17 protein-coding genes are annotated in these 17,221 nt (G+C 36.6%); 13 read left to right on the forward strand and 4 right to left on the reverse strand.

Annotation, left to right across the window (positions count from 1 at the left end; genetic code table 11):
• Window positions 1-2: 2 nt before the first annotated feature.
• Window positions 3-1,052, reverse strand: a complete 1,050-nt coding sequence (hrcA, locus tag ACSSV9_RS05420) for a heat-inducible transcriptional repressor HrcA (protein ID WP_437346223.1) — start codon at window positions 1,050-1,052, stop codon at window positions 3-5.
• Between the two features lie 177 nt (window positions 1,053-1,229).
• Here hrcA and purM point away from each other — a divergent pair, with 177 nt between their 5' ends.
• From purM to prmA, 4 genes are read left to right on the forward strand one after another with little or no spacing between them, the layout of a single operon-like run.
• Window positions 1,230-2,219 (forward strand): phosphoribosylformylglycinamidine cyclo-ligase, encoded by a 990-nt coding sequence (purM, locus tag ACSSV9_RS05425; protein ID WP_437346418.1) that lies wholly within the window; start codon window positions 1,230-1,232, stop codon window positions 2,217-2,219.
• Between the two features lie 18 nt (window positions 2,220-2,237).
• Complete coding sequence (locus ACSSV9_RS05430; protein WP_437346224.1) at window positions 2,238-3,596, forward strand: TatD family hydrolase; 1,359 nt, start codon at window positions 2,238-2,240, stop codon at window positions 3,594-3,596.
• Window positions 3,597-3,604: 8 nt separating this feature from the next.
• Entirely contained in the window at window positions 3,605-5,023 is a 1,419-nt protein-coding gene (gene dacB / locus ACSSV9_RS05435) for a D-alanyl-D-alanine carboxypeptidase/D-alanyl-D-alanine endopeptidase (RefSeq protein ID WP_437346225.1), read from the forward strand.
• Window positions 5,020-5,871, forward strand: coding sequence for a 50S ribosomal protein L11 methyltransferase (gene prmA / locus ACSSV9_RS05440; protein ID WP_437346226.1), 852 nt, complete (start codon window positions 5,020-5,022; stop codon window positions 5,869-5,871). The genes dacB and prmA overlap by 4 nt, the downstream gene beginning before the upstream one ends.
• On the opposite strand, the gene ACSSV9_RS05445 is transcribed toward prmA, so the two are convergent.
• A complete protein-coding gene (locus ACSSV9_RS05445) occupies window positions 5,860-6,285 on the reverse strand; it encodes a MarR family winged helix-turn-helix transcriptional regulator (protein WP_437346227.1) in 426 nt (141 codons plus the stop codon). The genes prmA and ACSSV9_RS05445 overlap by 12 nt on opposite strands.
• A gap of 196 nt (window positions 6,286-6,481) precedes the next feature.
• Between ACSSV9_RS05445 and ACSSV9_RS05450 the strand changes: the two genes are divergently transcribed.
• Genes ACSSV9_RS05450 through menE form a run of 7 tightly spaced genes read left to right on the forward strand, consistent with a single transcriptional unit; the run spans window position 6,482 to window position 14,621 of the window.
• A complete protein-coding gene (locus tag ACSSV9_RS05450) occupies window positions 6,482-7,819 on the forward strand; it encodes an isochorismate synthase (RefSeq protein WP_437346228.1) in 1,338 nt (445 codons plus the stop codon).
• Entirely contained in the window at window positions 7,816-9,585 is a 1,770-nt protein-coding gene (gene menD / locus ACSSV9_RS05455; protein ID WP_437346229.1) for a 2-succinyl-5-enolpyruvyl-6-hydroxy-3-cyclohexene-1-carboxylic-acid synthase, read from the forward strand. The genes ACSSV9_RS05450 and menD overlap by 4 nt, the downstream gene beginning before the upstream one ends.
• Window positions 9,566-10,399 carry a 2-succinyl-6-hydroxy-2,4-cyclohexadiene-1-carboxylate synthase gene (gene menH / locus ACSSV9_RS05460; RefSeq protein WP_437346230.1) on the forward strand — a complete coding sequence of 278 codons (834 nt, stop codon included), beginning with the start codon at window positions 9,566-9,568 and terminating at the stop codon, window positions 10,397-10,399. Before menD ends, menH begins: the two co-directional genes overlap by 20 nt.
• Window positions 10,396-11,229: a 1,4-dihydroxy-2-naphthoyl-CoA synthase gene (gene menB, locus ACSSV9_RS05465; RefSeq protein WP_437346231.1), complete on the forward strand. Its 834-nt coding sequence runs from the start codon at window positions 10,396-10,398 to the stop codon at window positions 11,227-11,229. Before menH ends, menB begins: the two co-directional genes overlap by 4 nt.
• A gap of 2 nt (window positions 11,230-11,231) precedes the next feature.
• Complete coding sequence (locus ACSSV9_RS05470) at window positions 11,232-12,125, forward strand: 1,4-dihydroxy-2-naphthoate polyprenyltransferase (RefSeq protein ID WP_437346232.1); 894 nt, start codon at window positions 11,232-11,234, stop codon at window positions 12,123-12,125.
• On the forward strand, window positions 12,122-13,189 hold the full coding sequence (locus ACSSV9_RS05475; protein ID WP_437346233.1) for an enolase C-terminal domain-like protein: 1,068 nt from the start codon (window positions 12,122-12,124) through the stop codon (window positions 13,187-13,189). The genes ACSSV9_RS05470 and ACSSV9_RS05475 overlap by 4 nt, the downstream gene beginning before the upstream one ends.
• Entirely contained in the window at window positions 13,182-14,621 is a 1,440-nt protein-coding gene (menE, locus tag ACSSV9_RS05480; protein WP_437346234.1) for an o-succinylbenzoate--CoA ligase, read from the forward strand. Before ACSSV9_RS05475 ends, menE begins: the two co-directional genes overlap by 8 nt.
• Here the strand turns inward: menE and ACSSV9_RS05485 are convergent.
• On the reverse strand, window positions 14,604-15,002 hold the full coding sequence (locus tag ACSSV9_RS05485) for an acyl-CoA thioesterase (protein WP_437346235.1): 399 nt from the start codon (window positions 15,000-15,002) through the stop codon (window positions 14,604-14,606). The genes menE and ACSSV9_RS05485 overlap by 18 nt on opposite strands.
• Before the next feature lie 60 nt (window positions 15,003-15,062).
• Between ACSSV9_RS05485 and ACSSV9_RS05490 the strand changes: the two genes are divergently transcribed.
• A complete protein-coding gene (locus ACSSV9_RS05490; RefSeq protein WP_437346236.1) occupies window positions 15,063-16,337 on the forward strand; it encodes a toxin-antitoxin system YwqK family antitoxin in 1,275 nt (424 codons plus the stop codon).
• A gap of 5 nt (window positions 16,338-16,342) precedes the next feature.
• Here the strand turns inward: ACSSV9_RS05490 and ACSSV9_RS05495 are convergent, their stop codons facing one another.
• Complete coding sequence (locus ACSSV9_RS05495) at window positions 16,343-16,927, reverse strand: D-sedoheptulose-7-phosphate isomerase (protein ID WP_437346237.1); 585 nt, start codon at window positions 16,925-16,927, stop codon at window positions 16,343-16,345.
• Between the two features lie 76 nt (window positions 16,928-17,003).
• Here ACSSV9_RS05495 and ACSSV9_RS05500 point away from each other — a divergent pair, with 76 nt between their 5' ends.
• A complete protein-coding gene (locus ACSSV9_RS05500; protein ID WP_437346238.1) occupies window positions 17,004-17,186 on the forward strand; it encodes a hypothetical protein in 183 nt (60 codons plus the stop codon).
• The last annotated feature ends 35 nt before the right edge of the window (window positions 17,187-17,221 follow it).

The following is a 17,221-nucleotide window of genomic DNA, read 5'->3' on the forward strand; positions in this document are numbered from 1 at the left end:
AGTCATCTCTGTTTTGTTAACTCCTCGGTTAATTGGTTGGCTACATAAACCACCGCAGCAATGATTTTCGAATAGTTCATTCTCTTTGGACCCATAATTCCAACAGTTCCTTCAAGGTCGCCAATTTTATATTCCTTAGTAATCATACTGTATTCGCTCAGTTTTTCATCCTGATTTTCTTTACCAATTGTAATTACCAGGTCGTCTTTATGGGATTGTCTTTTTTTATCGAGCACGTGAATTATGATATCTTTATTTTCAATCAGTTCAATAACGCTCTGGAGTTGTTCATGGTCAGCAAATTCGGGCTGCTTCAGGATATTCTGAGCTCCTTTAACCACCACTTTATCGCTGCTAATATCCGTAAAAATACGATCTACTGAATCGAGAAAAACACGGACAATTGGTTTATATTTCGTTTCCTCAATATCCTTAATTCTTTCAGCGATAGTTGCGCGGATTTCAGAAAATTTTAATCCCGCGAGCCGCTCGTTCAGGTAATATTCGACTGCGTCAATATTTTCTTCGTCAATTTCAGCATCGAGTTCAAGTGTTATGGTTCTTATCAAGCCTGACTCAATGGCTACAACGACTAAAATTCTTGTTGATGACAACCGGACAATTTGAATTCTTTCGAGCTTTGCCTGTTCAATTTTAGGATAGGTAACCATTGCAAGCTGGTCTGTAAGATTACTCAATATGGTCGAGGTTATAGTGAGTAAATCCTCGGTTTCAAAAGAAGAACGAGCGCTTAGATTTGTATCGATAACCTCTTTAATTTTACTATCAAGATAAGGCGGCTCCATCAAAGAATCGACATAGACACGATATCCTTTGTCAGTCGGAACACGACCAGCTGAAGTGTGGGGATGATCGAGGTATCCTAATTCTTCGAGATCCGCCATAATATTCCTTATTGTTGCCGGCGAAAGCCCGATATTGTACTTTTTAGAAATATTCCTCGAACCGACTGGACTTGCAGTCATAATAAATTGATGAATCACAAACCTCAGTATTGCCTTTTCTCTATCCTTCAATTGATAGTCTGACATAACTTTACCATACTACTTAAGATCGTACCTGCAAAAATACCAAATTTAATAGAATTATACATTATTAGATAAAAACTACAATCAGGCGTTGCGTGTTACAAACTGAGACAGAGGAAAGTTTCCAATTTTAATGCTTATATTTGCAAATAAAAATAATCGGGGATCGACAAAGTGGCAATTAATTACAAAGAAGCCGGGGTTAGTATCGAAGCTGGCGAAAAGACTGTCGAAAAAATTAAAGGATATGCAAAATCAACATTTAACAAAAACGTATTGAGTGGAATAGGACACTTCGGAGCTTTTTATCAAATTGATTTGAATCGCTGGAAAAATCCCGTACTCGTTTCAAGCGTTGACGGCGTAGGTACAAAAATTAAAATTGCTTTTAAAATGAACCGGCATGATACTATCGGGCAGGATCTGGTAAACCATTGCGTCAACGACATCGCCGTTTGTGGCGCCGAACCCCAATATTTTATGGATTATCTGGCATTCGGAAAACTTGAGCCCGAAAAAGCCGAACAAATTATTAAAGGATTTTCGGTCGCATGCAAAGAAAATGGAGTTGCTCTTATTGGAGGTGAAACCGCTGAAATGCCCGGACTTTATTCTCCTGATGAATATGACTTATCGGGTACTATCGTAGGCATTGTTGAGAAAGAAAAAATAATCGACGGCTCAACTGTAAAAAAAGGAGACCAACTTATCGGACTTCCTTCAACAGGATTACATACAAACGGATATTCGCTTGCTCGTAAAGTTCTCTTCGACAAGTACAAACCAGAAGATAAATTTGACGAATTCGAAGGCACTTTAGGCGAGGAACTTCTGAAAATTCATAAGTCGTACTTAAAAACGATTAATCTATTAAAAGAAAACCTGACAATTGCCGCCTTTTCTCACATTACCGGCGGCGGAATAATAGGCAATACAAAAAGAGTTGTTCCTGAAAACCTTTCGATTAAAATTGATTGGAATGCGTGGGAGGTTCCACCGATATTTAAACTAATTCAGAAAATCGGAGAAATCGACGATGCTGAAATGAGACACGTTTTTAATTTAGGCATTGGTTTAATTGCCATTCTGGATAAAAACGACACAGATAAAGCTCTCGAATTGCTCAAATCGATAGGTGAAAACGGTATAATCATTGGTGAAATTGTATAACCATAGGAAGTTATAAAAATGTATATAGATACACATGCTCATTTATTCTATCCCAATTTTAATGACGACCTCGAAAATGTAATCCAGAAAGCACGACAGGCTGGCGTCGATTATATCCTTGTACCTGCAACCGACCTTGCATCGGCGGCTCAGGCAATCGATCTTGCAGAAAAATATGACTTCATATATGCAGCTGTCGGTATCCATCCACACGATACAAATGAATGGAACGATTCACTGGTCGATAACTTAAGAGAATTATCGAAACACAAAAAAGTTGTTGCAATTGGCGAAATTGGTCTCGATTATTATTACGATTTTTCTCCCAGAGAAAAACAAATCAAAGCTTTCGAAGCTCAAATTGAATTAGCACTCGAACTGAAACTTCCAATAATCGTACACAACCGCGAAGCTTCCGAAGATTTAATGAAGATTATCGAAAAATATAAAGACACTCCTCTCAAAGGTCAGTTCCATTGTTATTCAGGGAGTCTGGAAGAAGCCCGCAGATTAATAGAACTGAGGCATTTCGTTTCTTTTACAGGGAATATAACATTCAGTAAAGCCAATACACTCAGAAATATCGTGAAAAAGATTACCGTCGAAAATATGCTTCTTGAAACCGACTCGCCGTTCATGACACCTGAACCTCACAGAGGTAAAAGAAATGAACCCTCTTATATAAGATTAATTGCCGAAAAGATTGCGGAAATTCATCAATTAACAGTTGAAGACGTCGCAAGGACTACTTCTTATAATGCATTTAAACTTTTTGGTATCGGAATGAAGCCGAAACTTAGTTTCACGTATAAAATAGGAAATTCACTTTACATTAATGTAACCAACCGTTGCAACGCAGACTGCATCTTTTGCGACAGGAAGGGCGATGCGGTGATTAACGGCTATAATCTTAAAATGAAAAAATCGGAAGAACCCGAAGCCCACGTCTACATAAAAGAAATTGGCGACCCAAAACAATATAAGGAAGTTGTATTTTGCGGCTACGGCGAGCCCACAATTAGATGGGATGTCGTAAAAGAAATTGCACGTTACGTAAAAGAAAATGGCGGTAAAACACGACTAAATACAGACGGACACGGAAATTTCATCAACAAAAGAGATATAACTCCTGAACTGGAAAATTTAATTGACGTAGTATCGATAAGTTTGAACTCTGTCGACCCCGAGCAATACGCAAAATTGATGCGAGTCGATCCTTCAATGCACGCAGAAATGCTCGACTTTGCTCGCAAAGCTAAAAAATATTCACGGGTGGTAATGTCAATCGTAGGCATCAACGGTGTAGACGCCGAACGAGCTAAGAAATTTGTCGTCGAAGAACTCGGAGTCGATTTCAGGGAAAGAGAATATTTTTAGATGATAAAGTGAAGATAAAATTAATATTAGTAATAACATTTTTCTGTTCCTCCATCTATTCACAGAAATTAGAAAATAAGACAGCGTCTCAACTTGATTCAATTCTTGCCAGTCCATTTTTTAATAATACAATAGCCGCAGTAGAAGTCTATGACTTGACTGAGGACGTCAATTTATACGAAGTCAATAATAAACTTCTTCTGAGACCTGCTTCAATTACAAAACTATTTACAGCGGCGGCTGCACTTATTTTCAACAGCGACTTTGAATTTTCAACCGAATTTCATACACACGGTGTTTTTCATGACTCAGTTTATTATGGCGACATTTTTATAAAATGCTCAGCCGATCCTCTTTTGACAGATAGAGATTTATTGACATTTATAGCCGAACTGAAAAACAGAGGCATCAATTCGATACAAGGCAATATTTTTGCTGATATAACGGTAGTCGATTCATCAAAATGGGGCAAAGGATGGATGTGGGACGACGATCCTTATTCTTTTGCACCTTATGTTTCTGCGTTTAATTTGAATGGCAATTCAATATCAATTGCAATAGAGAGAAACGAGAGAGGTACAATTGTACGTCCACTTATGGAATCCCGCCATATCAAAATTATCGACAATCTCAAATATGCTGAAGAATGTAAAAATAGCATTGAGCCGCAGCGATTTTTACACAACGATACAATAGTAATTAAATTGAATGGCCATATTAATTCTGAATTCAGTTCCGACACTATTAAGATCAGCATCAATAATCCAAACAAATTTTCTTTAAATCGTTTTGTGGAACTTCTCCACCAGGCGGGAATTAATTTTAAAGGCAATGTCGACTTTAAAAAGCATGACAACTGCGATGAAAGATCATTTGAAATAAAGAGGCACATCGATACGGTACTTACTCAAATGCTCAAGGAAAGCGACAATTTATGCGCCGAATCGATATTAAAAATAATTTCTTCGTGTTGTTATAATCCACCTTACTCAACCGAAAAAGGGCTTGCATTAATCGACAGTCTAATGTCTTTAATCGGGATCGATAAAGACCAATATAGAATTGTAGATGGTTCGGGATTGTCGTTTTACAATTTGATTAACGCCGAAACTATCACAAAACTGTGGCAATATTTATATAATGATGAGCCCGACATTTTTGTGAAGATATACAACATGCTTCCCATTGCCGGCTACGACGGGACAATAAAAAACAGGATGACAACACCCGACCTCCGTCGCCGTTTTAGAGGAAAGACCGGAACATTAAGCGGAATTAGCAACCTGAGCGGTTTTATACGCGATAACAACAATCATCTACTGGCGGTTACACTTTTTTTCCAGAATTTCACAAACAGGAGAAAAGAAGCTTTTAATATTCAGGAAAAAATAATAGAATTATTATCAAAAAAGACAGGACGAGAATGAAAAATTATAAACAAGTCATACTTACTGCAATTCCTCGTAATTACGAATTGCTAAGCGGTTTATTATGGAATCTTCCAATCGAAGGAATCAATGAAACGGAAACTTCATTAATAATTTACTACGATACTTCGACACAAATTTCTATCGATGATTTTAAAAAAGTTCTGGATGAGTCTGTAAAAAATAACTTGATAGAAAGTTACGATTTATCTGAGACCGAATTAGAAAACAAGAACTGGAACGAGGAATACGAAAAGAATGTAAGGGTAATAGAAGTGACCGACAAAATAGTTATTAAACCTTCATTCAAAGAATACAATGCGCGTGAAGATCAAATAGTAATAACAATCGATCCCAAAATGTCTTTTGGTACGGGCGAGCACGAAACGACAAAACTAATGATTGAAATGATAGAAAAGTATATTTCACCAGGCATAAAAGTACTTGACGTTGGAACAGGTACAGGTGTACTTGCCATAACAGCCGTTAAATTAGGAGCAGAAAGTGCAATCGGAGTTGACAACGATGAATGGTGTCATTTAAACGGAAATGAAAATAGAGCACTCAATGGTGTGGAAGATAAAGTAAAAATTGTGCTCGGAGAAATAACTGATATCGACGAAGGGCATTTCGATATAGTACTGGCCAACATCAATAAAAATATTTTGCTCGATATAGCCGACGAAATTAAAAAGAAAGTTAAGAAGACCGGCTTAGCCATACTTTCCGGTCTTCTTAATGCTGATGAGAATGATATCAATAATCGATATAAAAGTATCGGATTTCGTCCTATCGATAAAAAATCGATGGGCGAATGGCTTTCAATCGTATATCGCTTAGACCAATAATTTGTCCAGAAGAGCGCTTAATTGTTTTTGCTCGCTTTCAGTTAGACCCGAAGTGAGATTGGCTAATTTTTCAGTGTACTCAGGCAAAATACTTTCGACTTTTTTTCTGCCTTCAGGTGTAAGCTCGCCCAATATAACCCTTCTGTCCTCTTTAGAATGAATGCGCCGTACAAATCCTTCTTTTTCGAGATTATCGACGACGCAGGTTATGTTGGCACCGGTTACCATCATTTCGTCGCTGATTCTTTTCAATGGCACCGGACCGGTTCGGCTCAGTATTTCGAGAACTGCAAATTGAGGCGCAGTTAAATTTTTCTCGAATACGTATTTTGCCTGGACCTTACGAATTTTATCGGCAGTACGGCTCAGTTTTTCAATCAGCTTCAAAGCTGCTTCCGTTTTTTCTAATGACATTATTTACTCCTTAGTTTAATTATTACGATCGATAAAACCAGGTCCCCATCCCTCTGAAAAAAATATGAGTTTCTTTCATCTGAATGATAACTTATAAAATTTAATTGATAAAAAAAAGTTAAATTGTCATTCCTCTCTTTTCTTTTTATATATCTTTATCTTTGGTACTAAATTAGTATTTTTTTAGTATTTTTCTATGAGAAAATTAAAAATAAATTTGATATATAACAATAAAAATTTTTTGCACTTTATTAATTCTTACAACACTAAAAGCTCGTATAGTAATAATATAGTCTATTCCTATATAGAAGAAATAGACGAAAAGAGTTACAAATCTTTATTTAAAAAAATAAAAGATATTAACTCATGGTTTTACTTCAATACTCTTGCTGAAAAAAAATCTTTCCTTGCCTTCGGAAATTTATTCATTGAAGGGAAAGAATTCATTTCACGGCATGAAATCAATCTTGATATTCGAGTACCTACCTTCTTCGGCGGAGCCATGTTCCCACTGCCTCAAAAAACAAATTTGTGGAACAATTTTGAAAGAGAGGAATGGTTTGTGCCGGAATTTATTCTAATGAAATTTGAAAACAAATTCTACCTGACAAGCAACTTCAACAGTGCACTTCAGAAAAAAATTGACTCAATAAATTATTTATCCCAAAGATTGAATGAGCTGACAAAAAATAAAAAGACAGCCGACGAATCTACAAATTTTATCAGCGGAGATGTCGACTATAGCATGTGGAATCGACAAATCAGCTTAGCACTCGAGCAAATAAAAAAAGGTTATATAGATAAAGTTGTACTGGCAAGATATCTTGTAAAGCCATTTAAAAAAGAAGCGGATCTATCTCAAATAATATCAAGTTTGGAGGAAAGTTATCCCGACTGTTATATATATTTATGGCGTCGAAACAATTCGATTTTTTTCGGAGCTTCGCCCGAAAAATTTATTTCGATAAGAGAGAAGAAAGTATCAATTGACGCTTTGGCTGGTTCTGCCATGCGTGGCAAAAACGAAAAAGAAGACGAAGCAATAGCCCTTCAATTACTCAACGATTCTAAAAATTTATACGAGCATAATGCGGTACTTTCATATATTTTAGGTAAAATAAATAAATTCAGCTCAGAAATTCATTACCCGGAAAAACCGAAAATAAAAAAGTTACAAAACATTCAACACCTATGGACACCGGTAACTTCAGTCATTAGTAATGAAGTTTCTGCTGACGAACTAATAAAGTCTCTTTTTCCGACACCTGCGGTTTGTGGTTTACCAAGGGAACGAGCTCTTGAACTAATTGAAAAGTCAGAAATGTTTGATAGAGGACTTTATGCCGGCATTTTAGGCTGGAAAGACGTTGAAGGTAATGCAGAGTTGACAGTTTCAATACGTTCCGGATTAATAAAAAATAATCAATTATATCTTTTTGCCGGATGCGGAATTGTCGCTGGTTCGGATAGCATGGAAGAGTTTAAAGAAACAGAACTAAAATTAAAACCTATACTTAATTTATTTTATTCATGAAAATATCTGTTAATCGAAACACTCTCTGGAGTGAACTTTTCGTAAAGCGGCTTGAGAAATTGGGAGTTAAGAATGCCACAATCTCACCGGGCTCTCGCAGCACTCCATTAACACTGGCATTCACAAATTCTAAAAAAATAAAAACATTTCAGATAGTGGACGAACGTTCAGCAGCTTTTTTTGCACTCGGTATGTCAAAAAAAACTGGCTATCCTTCTGCTATTGTAGTTACATCCGGTACGGCAGTTGCCGAAATTTACCCTGCTATAATCGAGGCTTTTTATCAGCGTGTTCCTTTAATTGTTTGCACTGCCGACAGACCTCCAGAACTCCGTAATTCAGGTGCAAACCAGACAATCAATCAGGATAACATATTTCGAAATCACATAAGATTATTTAAGGATGCCGGACTTCCTGACGTTAAATATGCGAGCTTGTTATCATTAATAAATACAGCGGATGAACTGTTCAACACTTCTTATTATTACGATAGAGGTCCTGTGCACATCAATTTCCCGTTTGCCAAACCTTTTGAACCCGATTCTTACACGGACAAAATAGAGAGCGCTTTGCTCGATAAATTATCTACAATTAAGCTTCCTGAGTTAAAACCCCAAATAAACGACATTGTTAAATTCAACAGTATAATCGATAATCTTGAGAGCCATCGTCGGGGACTCATTTTGCTTGGTTACAACAATTACGATGCAAAATTTATAAAAGCAGTAATACGATTGTCGAAAAAACTCGGTTATCCAATTTATGCCGACGCAGCCTCGGGTTACCGATTTGGAAATCATCGTAAAGATACGATAATCGAAAATTTGACTTCGCTGCTCCATTCAAAAAAATTCAGGAACTTTTTCAACCCTGAAATTATTTTGCAGTTTGGAGGTACGCCCACTTCAAACATCGTGCTTCATTTTTTCAGAGATTCATCGGCCAAAAAAATCCTAATTAATCGCTATGGCGATAGGTTTGATCCTTCATTGACTGCCAGAACAATACTGAACATGCAACCATATAACTTTTGTATCAAAGCGCTCGAAACTTTAAAGGGCAATCCTGACAACCGATGGTTCAATAAAATTATTAAGCTGAATAAAGAAGCTGAAGAGATAAAAAAATCGTTCTTCAAAAAGAGTAAAATTTCTTTTGAAGGATTAATACCCGCCACTGTATTCGAAAATCTTAAAGGTGAATTTGATGTAATGGTTTCAAATAGTCTGCCAATAAGGGACAGTGATTTTTTTGCATCGAATCAAAATAACAAAATAACATTACATTGCAATCGTGGCGCAAGTGGAATTGACGGGATAACTTCGACGGCGCTCGGCATTTCTGCTGTTTCAAAATCACCTACTTTATTGATCACAGGCGATATGGCTTTTTATCACGATATGAATGGACTCCACAATTCAATGAAGTTCGGAATTCCACTGACAGTTATTTTAATCAATAACAATGGCGGAGGCATTTTTGAATCGCTTCCTATTTCACGTTATAAAAAAATCTGCAAAGAAAATTTTATTGCACCTCTTAATCTAAACTTTCGTAAATTTGTCGAAGCATATGGCGGTAAATTTATTACTGCAAGTTCCAAAGCAAAGTTTATCCAGTATCTGAAAGCTTCCTACACAAACCGCCGTCTCACTGTAATCGAAGTTAAAAGCGATGCCGGCGATTCAAAAATATTAAGGACGAAATTCTGGCAAAAGATAGCAGAGAAAATCGACTTCTTAATTGATGAGGCTGAAAATAGATAACATCCATATTAACTATATTACAGGTGAAGGTAGAAATTCTTCTGGAATTCCCATCCTGTTCATTCACGGTTTTACAGGCAGTTCGAACGATTGGAAATTCCTGATGAACAGATTGCACCCCTCTTATTTTCCCATTGCTATCGACCTGGTAGGACATGGTAAGTCAGATTCTCCCGACGATCCGAATTTCTATACTTGCAGCACAATAGTAAAACATATCGACGTACTGATGAAATATCTGGGTTATGATCATTTTATTCTTTGCGGATATTCAATGGGAGGAAGAGCCGCACTCTCCTATGCTTTGAAATATCCCGGCAATCTACTTGCGCTTATTCTCGAAAGCTCGTCAGCTGGAATTGAAGATTATAATGAGAAAAAAGATAGAGTCGAGCACGATTTTCTTCTTGCTGAAAAAATTAAAAGTAATGGTATCGATACCTTCCTGGAGTTTTGGTTCGACCAGCCACTGTTCGAAAATTTGAAAAAACTTAAAAACTTCGAACAAATCAAGAACGAAAGAAAAAAAAATAATGTTATTGGTTTATCTAACTCACTGATGGGATTCAGTAATGGTTTAATGCCAAGTTACTGGTCTAAACTTAAAGACATTAATTTCCCTGTGCTTTTAATCAGTGGAAGTTTAGATTATAAGTATACGGAAATCTCATTAAGAATGAATAAAATGATTCGAAACTCGATACACAAAACAGTGGAAGGTGCAGGTCACAACGTACATTTAGAAAAGCCTGAAGATTTTGTAAATTTACTCAACACATATTTATCAAAAATTATCGACGGAAAAATATCATGAAGTTTAACTGGATAAAAGCCAAAGATTATCAGGATATTATTTACGAAAAGATGGATGGCATTGCCAAAATTACGATTAACCGTCCTGAAAAAAGAAATGCATTCCGCCCTGAAACCACAAAAGAATTATACGATGCATTTAATGATGCTCGAGAGGATTCTTCAATTGGAGTGATTCTTTTGACAGGCAAAGGTCCAGCAAAAGATGGTAAGTATGCTTTTTGTTCTGGAGGCGATCAATCGGTACGTGGCGATAAGGGCTACGTTGGAAAAGACGGTGTTCCACGTTTGAATATTCTCGATGTTCAAAAACAAATCAGGAGCATTCCTAAACCTGTAATTGCGCTGGTTGCTGGATATGCAATTGGAGGAGGTCACGTGCTTCACGTAGTTTGCGACCTTACAATTGCAGCTGACAATGCAATTTTTGGTCAAACCGGTCCGAAAGTGGGAAGTTTCGACGGTGGATTTGGAGCCAGTTATCTTGCCAGAATTGTTGGTCAGAAAAAAGCACGCGAAATCTGGTATCTCTGCCGTCAATACAACGCTCAGGAAGCATACGAAATGGGATTGGTAAACAAAGTTGTTCCCGTCGATCAACTCGAAGAGGAAGGTGTTAAATGGGCGAAAGAAATACTCGAAAAAAGTCCGCTGGCAATTAGACTTCTAAAATCGGCATTCAATGCAGAATTAGATGGTCAGGCTGGTATTCAAGAACTGGCCGGCAATGCCACTCTGCTCTATTATATGACTGACGAAGCGCAAGAAGGCAAGAATGCATACAATGAAAAAAGAAAACCCGATTTTTCAAAATTTCCGCGGGTACCATAACTATGAGCAATTCCACTACTATTTCCAAAATCGATGCGTGGATACTTGCCAGTAGACCGAAAACTTTACCGGCTGCTGTAGTACCCGTTATTGTAGGTACCTCAATAGCCGTTTACGACGGCATGTTTAATCCTGTGGCAGCTCTTTTTGCCCTTTTATGTTCAATCTTGATTCAAATAGGTACCAACTTCGCAAACGACCTTTACGATTATTTACATGGCACCGATAAAAAAGAAAGAACAGGTCCACAAAGAGCGGTAGCATCTGGATTAATTTCCGTCAAAGAGATGAAACTCGCTGTTGCATTTACATTTGGACTCAGTTTTATTATGGGATTATATCTTGTATATCTCGGAGGCTGGTTAATTCTGGTTATTGGAATTATTTCCATAATAGCTGGAATCGCTTATACTGCTGGACCACTCCCCCTTGCTTATAATGGTTTGGGCGATATAGCAGTGTTTCTGTTTTTTGGTTTCATCGGAACTACAGGAACATATTATGTCCAAACAGGTCGGATTTCCCCACTTGCTTTCTGGGCTTCTGTCCCTGTTGGAGCATTAATTACCAACATTCTTGTAGTAAATAATTACCGCGATAGAGAAGAAGACCGATTGAATGGCAAAAATACATTGGCCGTATTAATGGGCGAAAAATTTACTCGATATCAATACATCTTCTTTATGATTCTATCGTATACAGTCTTGTTTGTTGTATACTTTACTTATAAAAATACTCTTACAGTATTTTTACCTCTGTTAAGCCTGCCCTTGTCAATTAAATTAATCAGGATGATATTCACGTTAAAGGGAAAAGAACTAAATCGTACTCTTGAACTTACCGCAAAACTCTCTGCAATTTACGGAATACTATTTGCGGCTGGTATACTGTTATGAAAATTGGCATCGATAAATATTTTAAATTTACCCTCAAGTTTAAAAACACTTTTTCAAATGCCACTACCAACTTCAATCAAAAAGAATTTCTTATAATTAAATTCGAAATTGACAAACATTATTTCCCTTATGGAGAAGTAAATTTAGCTTCTGATTCCAATCCGCAGAATATTATTAATGAATTAGTCTCATTGCTTAGCGATCTGCCCGAAAATCCTGCAGATTGTATCGAATATATAAAAACAATGAAAATTGAAGATTCGCTTCGTTTCGGATTAGAGCAAGCGCTGCTATTTTATCTTCTAAAGAAAAAGAATCTTTATTATAGGCCATTAACAGAATTACGCACTCTTAACGTGAATGCCATTATCGATTTAACCGATATTGACGCTGCACTGAAAAAAATTGCCACAAAAGTAAACGCAGATTACTCCGTAATTAAAATCAAAGCAGGCAGAGACAATTTTAATGACGATTTGAAATTATTAAAAAGCATAAGCTCTCTTTATGGTGAGAAGATTATTCTGCGCCTCGATGTCAACGGTAAATGGGACTACAATGCAGCTTTAGACCGCCTGCCTTCATTAGAAAAATTTAATATCGAATATATCGAAGATCCTACGTGCAGTTTAGATGACAACTTAAAATTAGCAAACAATAGTAAAGTGCACATAGCACTCGACCAAACTTTGCCCGACTTTAACGAAACATTAGACATTTTACAGAATTACGACATCAAACATATTGTCGTTAAACCGTCTATCCGTTTCGGCATCTTTAAAACTATCGACTTAATTAATTATGCACGAAAGCTAAATAAACAAACCGTAATCTCGTCGGCTTTTGAAACAACTCTGGGCAAATCCGTTTTGACATTTATTGCCTCTTTTACGATGCCCGAATCAGTGCATGGCCTTGATGTTTATGATATGCTCGAAACATCGTTCTACGATCCGTTCCCAATTAAAAAAGGTAAAATTGAATTTGATTTTTCAGCTCTTGATAAAAATTTTGAAGAAGTATTTAGATCAATAGAAACTAACTGGAAGAATTATATTGATTGAAAATAACAATCACTGGCTTTTATCTGCAGTTCAAAATTTTCCATCATCTGTTGCAGTAGAATATGAAGACCGGAACTATACATATACAGAAATTTATGAGACGGTTACAAAAATTCTTCGGTCTTTACAAACCTGTGGTATTAAATCGGATTCTACGGTTGGATTGTTAATAAAAAACCAATTTAATTTTTTTATAATTGTGAATGCACTGTGGCTTTCGGGTGCTGCAGTAATTCCACTTAATTACCGGCTTACTCCAAATGAATTGAATGAGTTATTAAAGAAGATAAAACCCGACATATTATTGCACGATAGCAATGTTGAACTGTTGGAAATTGATATTCCTTCAATCGAAGTAGAGTCTTTGTTTCTCAATAATGCAGGCGAAGAATCGATAGCACATCAGTTCAATTCATCTCGAGTTGCTGTTATTATGTTGACTTCGGGAAGCAGTGGAATGCCGAAAGGGATTGTCCATACGTTCGACACTATTTACAAAAGTGTTCTATCTTTTTCAGAGTTTTTCGATCCAGCTGAAGAATCCCGCTGGTTGGCTTCGTTACCTTTTTATCACATCGGTGGATTTATGATTTTCTGCCGGTCACTTATTTTGCGTCACAAAATTAAGTTGCTTCAGGATCCTTCTTTTGAATCGGTGAAAAAAATACTGAAGGAAGAGAGTTTCGATTTTTTATCGCTGGTACCAACTCAATTGAAAATTCTAATTGACGAAAATTTCCGACCGGTTGCCAAAACAATTTTTCTCGGTGGTGCGCCTGCCGAATTTGAATTACTAAGCAGAGCTCTCGACGCAGGCTGGAACACCGTGAAGGTTTATGGGTCCACCGAAACATGCTCAATGGTTACAGCACTGGAAATCAGAAAACATAGAGATAAAATCGCTTCATCCGGTAAGCCAATGCCCGGCTGCGAAATTGTAATAATGCAAGGCGATAAAGAGTTACCAGCTGGTGAGTCTGGAGAAATTTACGTTAATTCACTTTCTAATTTTATTGGCACGAAATACCCTGAGGAAATTTATCGTACTGGAAAATATTTCCGTACTGGCGATTGGGGATTTATTGACAAAGACGGATTTCTTTACGTTGAAGCACGTCGCGATGATATAATAATCACAGGCGGCGAAAACGTAAGCTCACGAGAAGTTTTAACTGCACTCTTAGCACTCGAATATATCAAAGATGCGTATGTATTTGCAGAAAGTGATCAAAAATGGGGCAAACGAATTTCAGCCGTTGTCGTTATTAAAAAAAATTTTGAAATTAATGAAACAAAAATTAAAGACGATTTAAGAACGTTCCTTTCGTCTTTTAAAATCCCCAAGAAATTTTATTTCCTCTCCGAAATTCCCCGCAATGAAATGGGAAAAATAAATTTGAAAAAATTATTAAAACTATTGAATCAAATGTAACTTCAGCACTTTTCTAAGGTCATCTGGAATTTTCATTTTTTTAAAATTCGTGTCGACGGCAATGTGAACTGTACGTCCTGTCGCTACAAGTTCTTCCTTCTCATTAAAAACTTCATAACTAATTTCATAAGAAGAATCCCTTAATTTCGTTACCGTTACATTAATCGTTACGGCATCAAACGGTATTAAAGGCTTATAAAAATCTGCTTCTGAATGAATTACAGGTAGAAGAATTTCATTACCTGTAAAATATTTCTTCAGTTCGTTGCTCACTAAAAAATCCTCGTATGCGGCATGCAAATATCTGTGCAGATTCCCGTAGAATAAAACTCCGGCTGGGTCAGAGTCATAAAAGCGAATTGTCTGTTTGAATTTGTGCATATCGAATACCCATTTGATTTTATTAGCTTTATATTTGTCCCGATAAATTTAACTATGATAATGAAATATAAGTTAATAAAAATAATATTCTTCCTCATTCTTCCGATAATATTATTAGCTCAATCGAAACCGGAACTTAGAAAAGAATATTATAAAAACGGACAGGTTAAATCCGAAGGTTATTATGTCGACGGGAAAAAAGAGGGCATTTACCGTGAATATTATGAAAACGGTCAACTATGGAAAGAGTGGAATTTCAAAAACGGCCTCGAAGAAGGGATTTCTGTCTGGTATTTCGAAGACGGCACAAAGAGTATGGAATGGAATTATGTTAATGGCAAACTTGAAGGTGTATCCAGATGGTACTACGAATCAGGCGAACTATGGGCAGAGCCAAATTATGTAAACGATAAATTAGAAGGATTCAGTAAAACTTATTACAAGAGCGGAGCCATTCAGGGCATCTGGAGTTACCGAAATGGAAAATTAAACGGCGTTTCAAAAATATTTTATGAAAATGGTCAACTCGAAGTCGAAAGAAATTATGTAGACGACAAGCTCGAGGGAATAAGCCGGGTTTATTACGACTTCGGCGTGGTTGCTCTCGAGGCTAACTACAAAAACGACCTACTCGACGGCAACTCATATTTTTATTATCCAGACGGTTCTATAAAAGTTATCGACACTTATGTCAATGGTCAGATAGTAAAACGTGAAAGATATGACGTAGGTGGGAAATTCGACAAAGTTGAAGAGAGCTTTTCAGATTATTATGATAATGGTACTTTAAGGGCTACCCTGCACTTCAAAGAAGGCAAACTTGACGGTAATATTGTTCGTTATTACGATACTGGGTTCGTCAAAGAAGAAATCCATTATAATAATGGTCAAGCAGAAGGCGAAGCACGTTTCTATTATGACGGCGGAATATTGAAAGAGATAGCAAAATTTAACTTTGGAATGAAAAACGGCCTGGCAACACTTTTTAACGAAGACGGAATTAAAATTGCTGAGATTAATTATGTGAATGGCATGCGGGAAGGCGAGGCTAAAACATTTTATCCAAGCGGCAAAGTAAAAAGCATTATGTTTTATAAAAACGACAAACTTTCCGGCTACGTAAAAACTTTCTATAAAAACGGGAATATCAAAGCCGAAGAATTTTTCCAGAATGGTTTGCGACAAGGAATTTCAAAATATTATCATCCCAATGGTAAGCTTGCAGACTTTATTACATACAAAGATAATCTGATTAATGGCAAAGCATTTACATACGATGAAGAAGGTAATCTTATTCGAGAACAGTTTTTTAACCAGGGAGAACCACTCGAATAATCTTGTTATCCAAACAATTCATTTTCCACTATCTCACAGATTATGTGTGCGATTGTTATATGTCCTTCCTGGATTCTTTGTACATTTTTTGATGGAACAACTATTGCTACGTCAACCATCGAATACAATTTACCTCCGTTACCACCGAGCATTCCGATCGACTTCAAGCCTTTTTCTTTCCCTTTTTCTACAGCTTTTATAACATTGACCGAATTGCCACTCGTCGAAATTGCTATTAGAATATCTCCTTGGTTGCCAAGTCCTTCGACATTTCGTGCAAAAATGTTTTCAAATCCAATATCGTTACCACCCGCAGTTAAATTAGAAGAATCGGTAGTTAAAGCAATTGCCGGCAATGCAGGTCTTTCGATATGGTGACTAAGTCTTACCATTAATTCAGTTGCAATATGCTGGCTGTCGGCAGCACTGCCCCCGTTACCGCATAACAATACTTTCTTACCGGAGAGATACGCTTCTTTAATCAAATCGACTGCTTTGAATATATCTTCTGCACATTCTTTTTCTATATTTAATTTTGTTTCGGCACTTTCCTGCAAAGAATCTTTTAAAAATTGATTTCTATTGAACATTCGTTATTTTTCCATTTATTATTCTATTCAAAAATAACAAACTTTATTATAATTCATTTAATAAACAGAAGATACTATGGCAAAAAAGAAAAATAATGCAGAGTTACACGATTTCCCCTTATTTTGCGATTACACGTGTAAGTATGCCGATTTTACAAATCCGGAGGCAATCGGTGCCTGCAGAAAAGAATTGGCCGTATGGTGTAAATATTTTAAGAGGTACAACAACAAGAATAATAAATGCCTGGCTCGTAAATAACTTTGTATCGAACCTCTTTCTTTGGTTAAATCTGA

The organism is Melioribacter sulfuriphilus (assembly GCF_051488685.1).
Lineage (GTDB): Bacteria > Bacteroidota > Ignavibacteria > Ignavibacteriales > Melioribacteraceae > Melioribacter.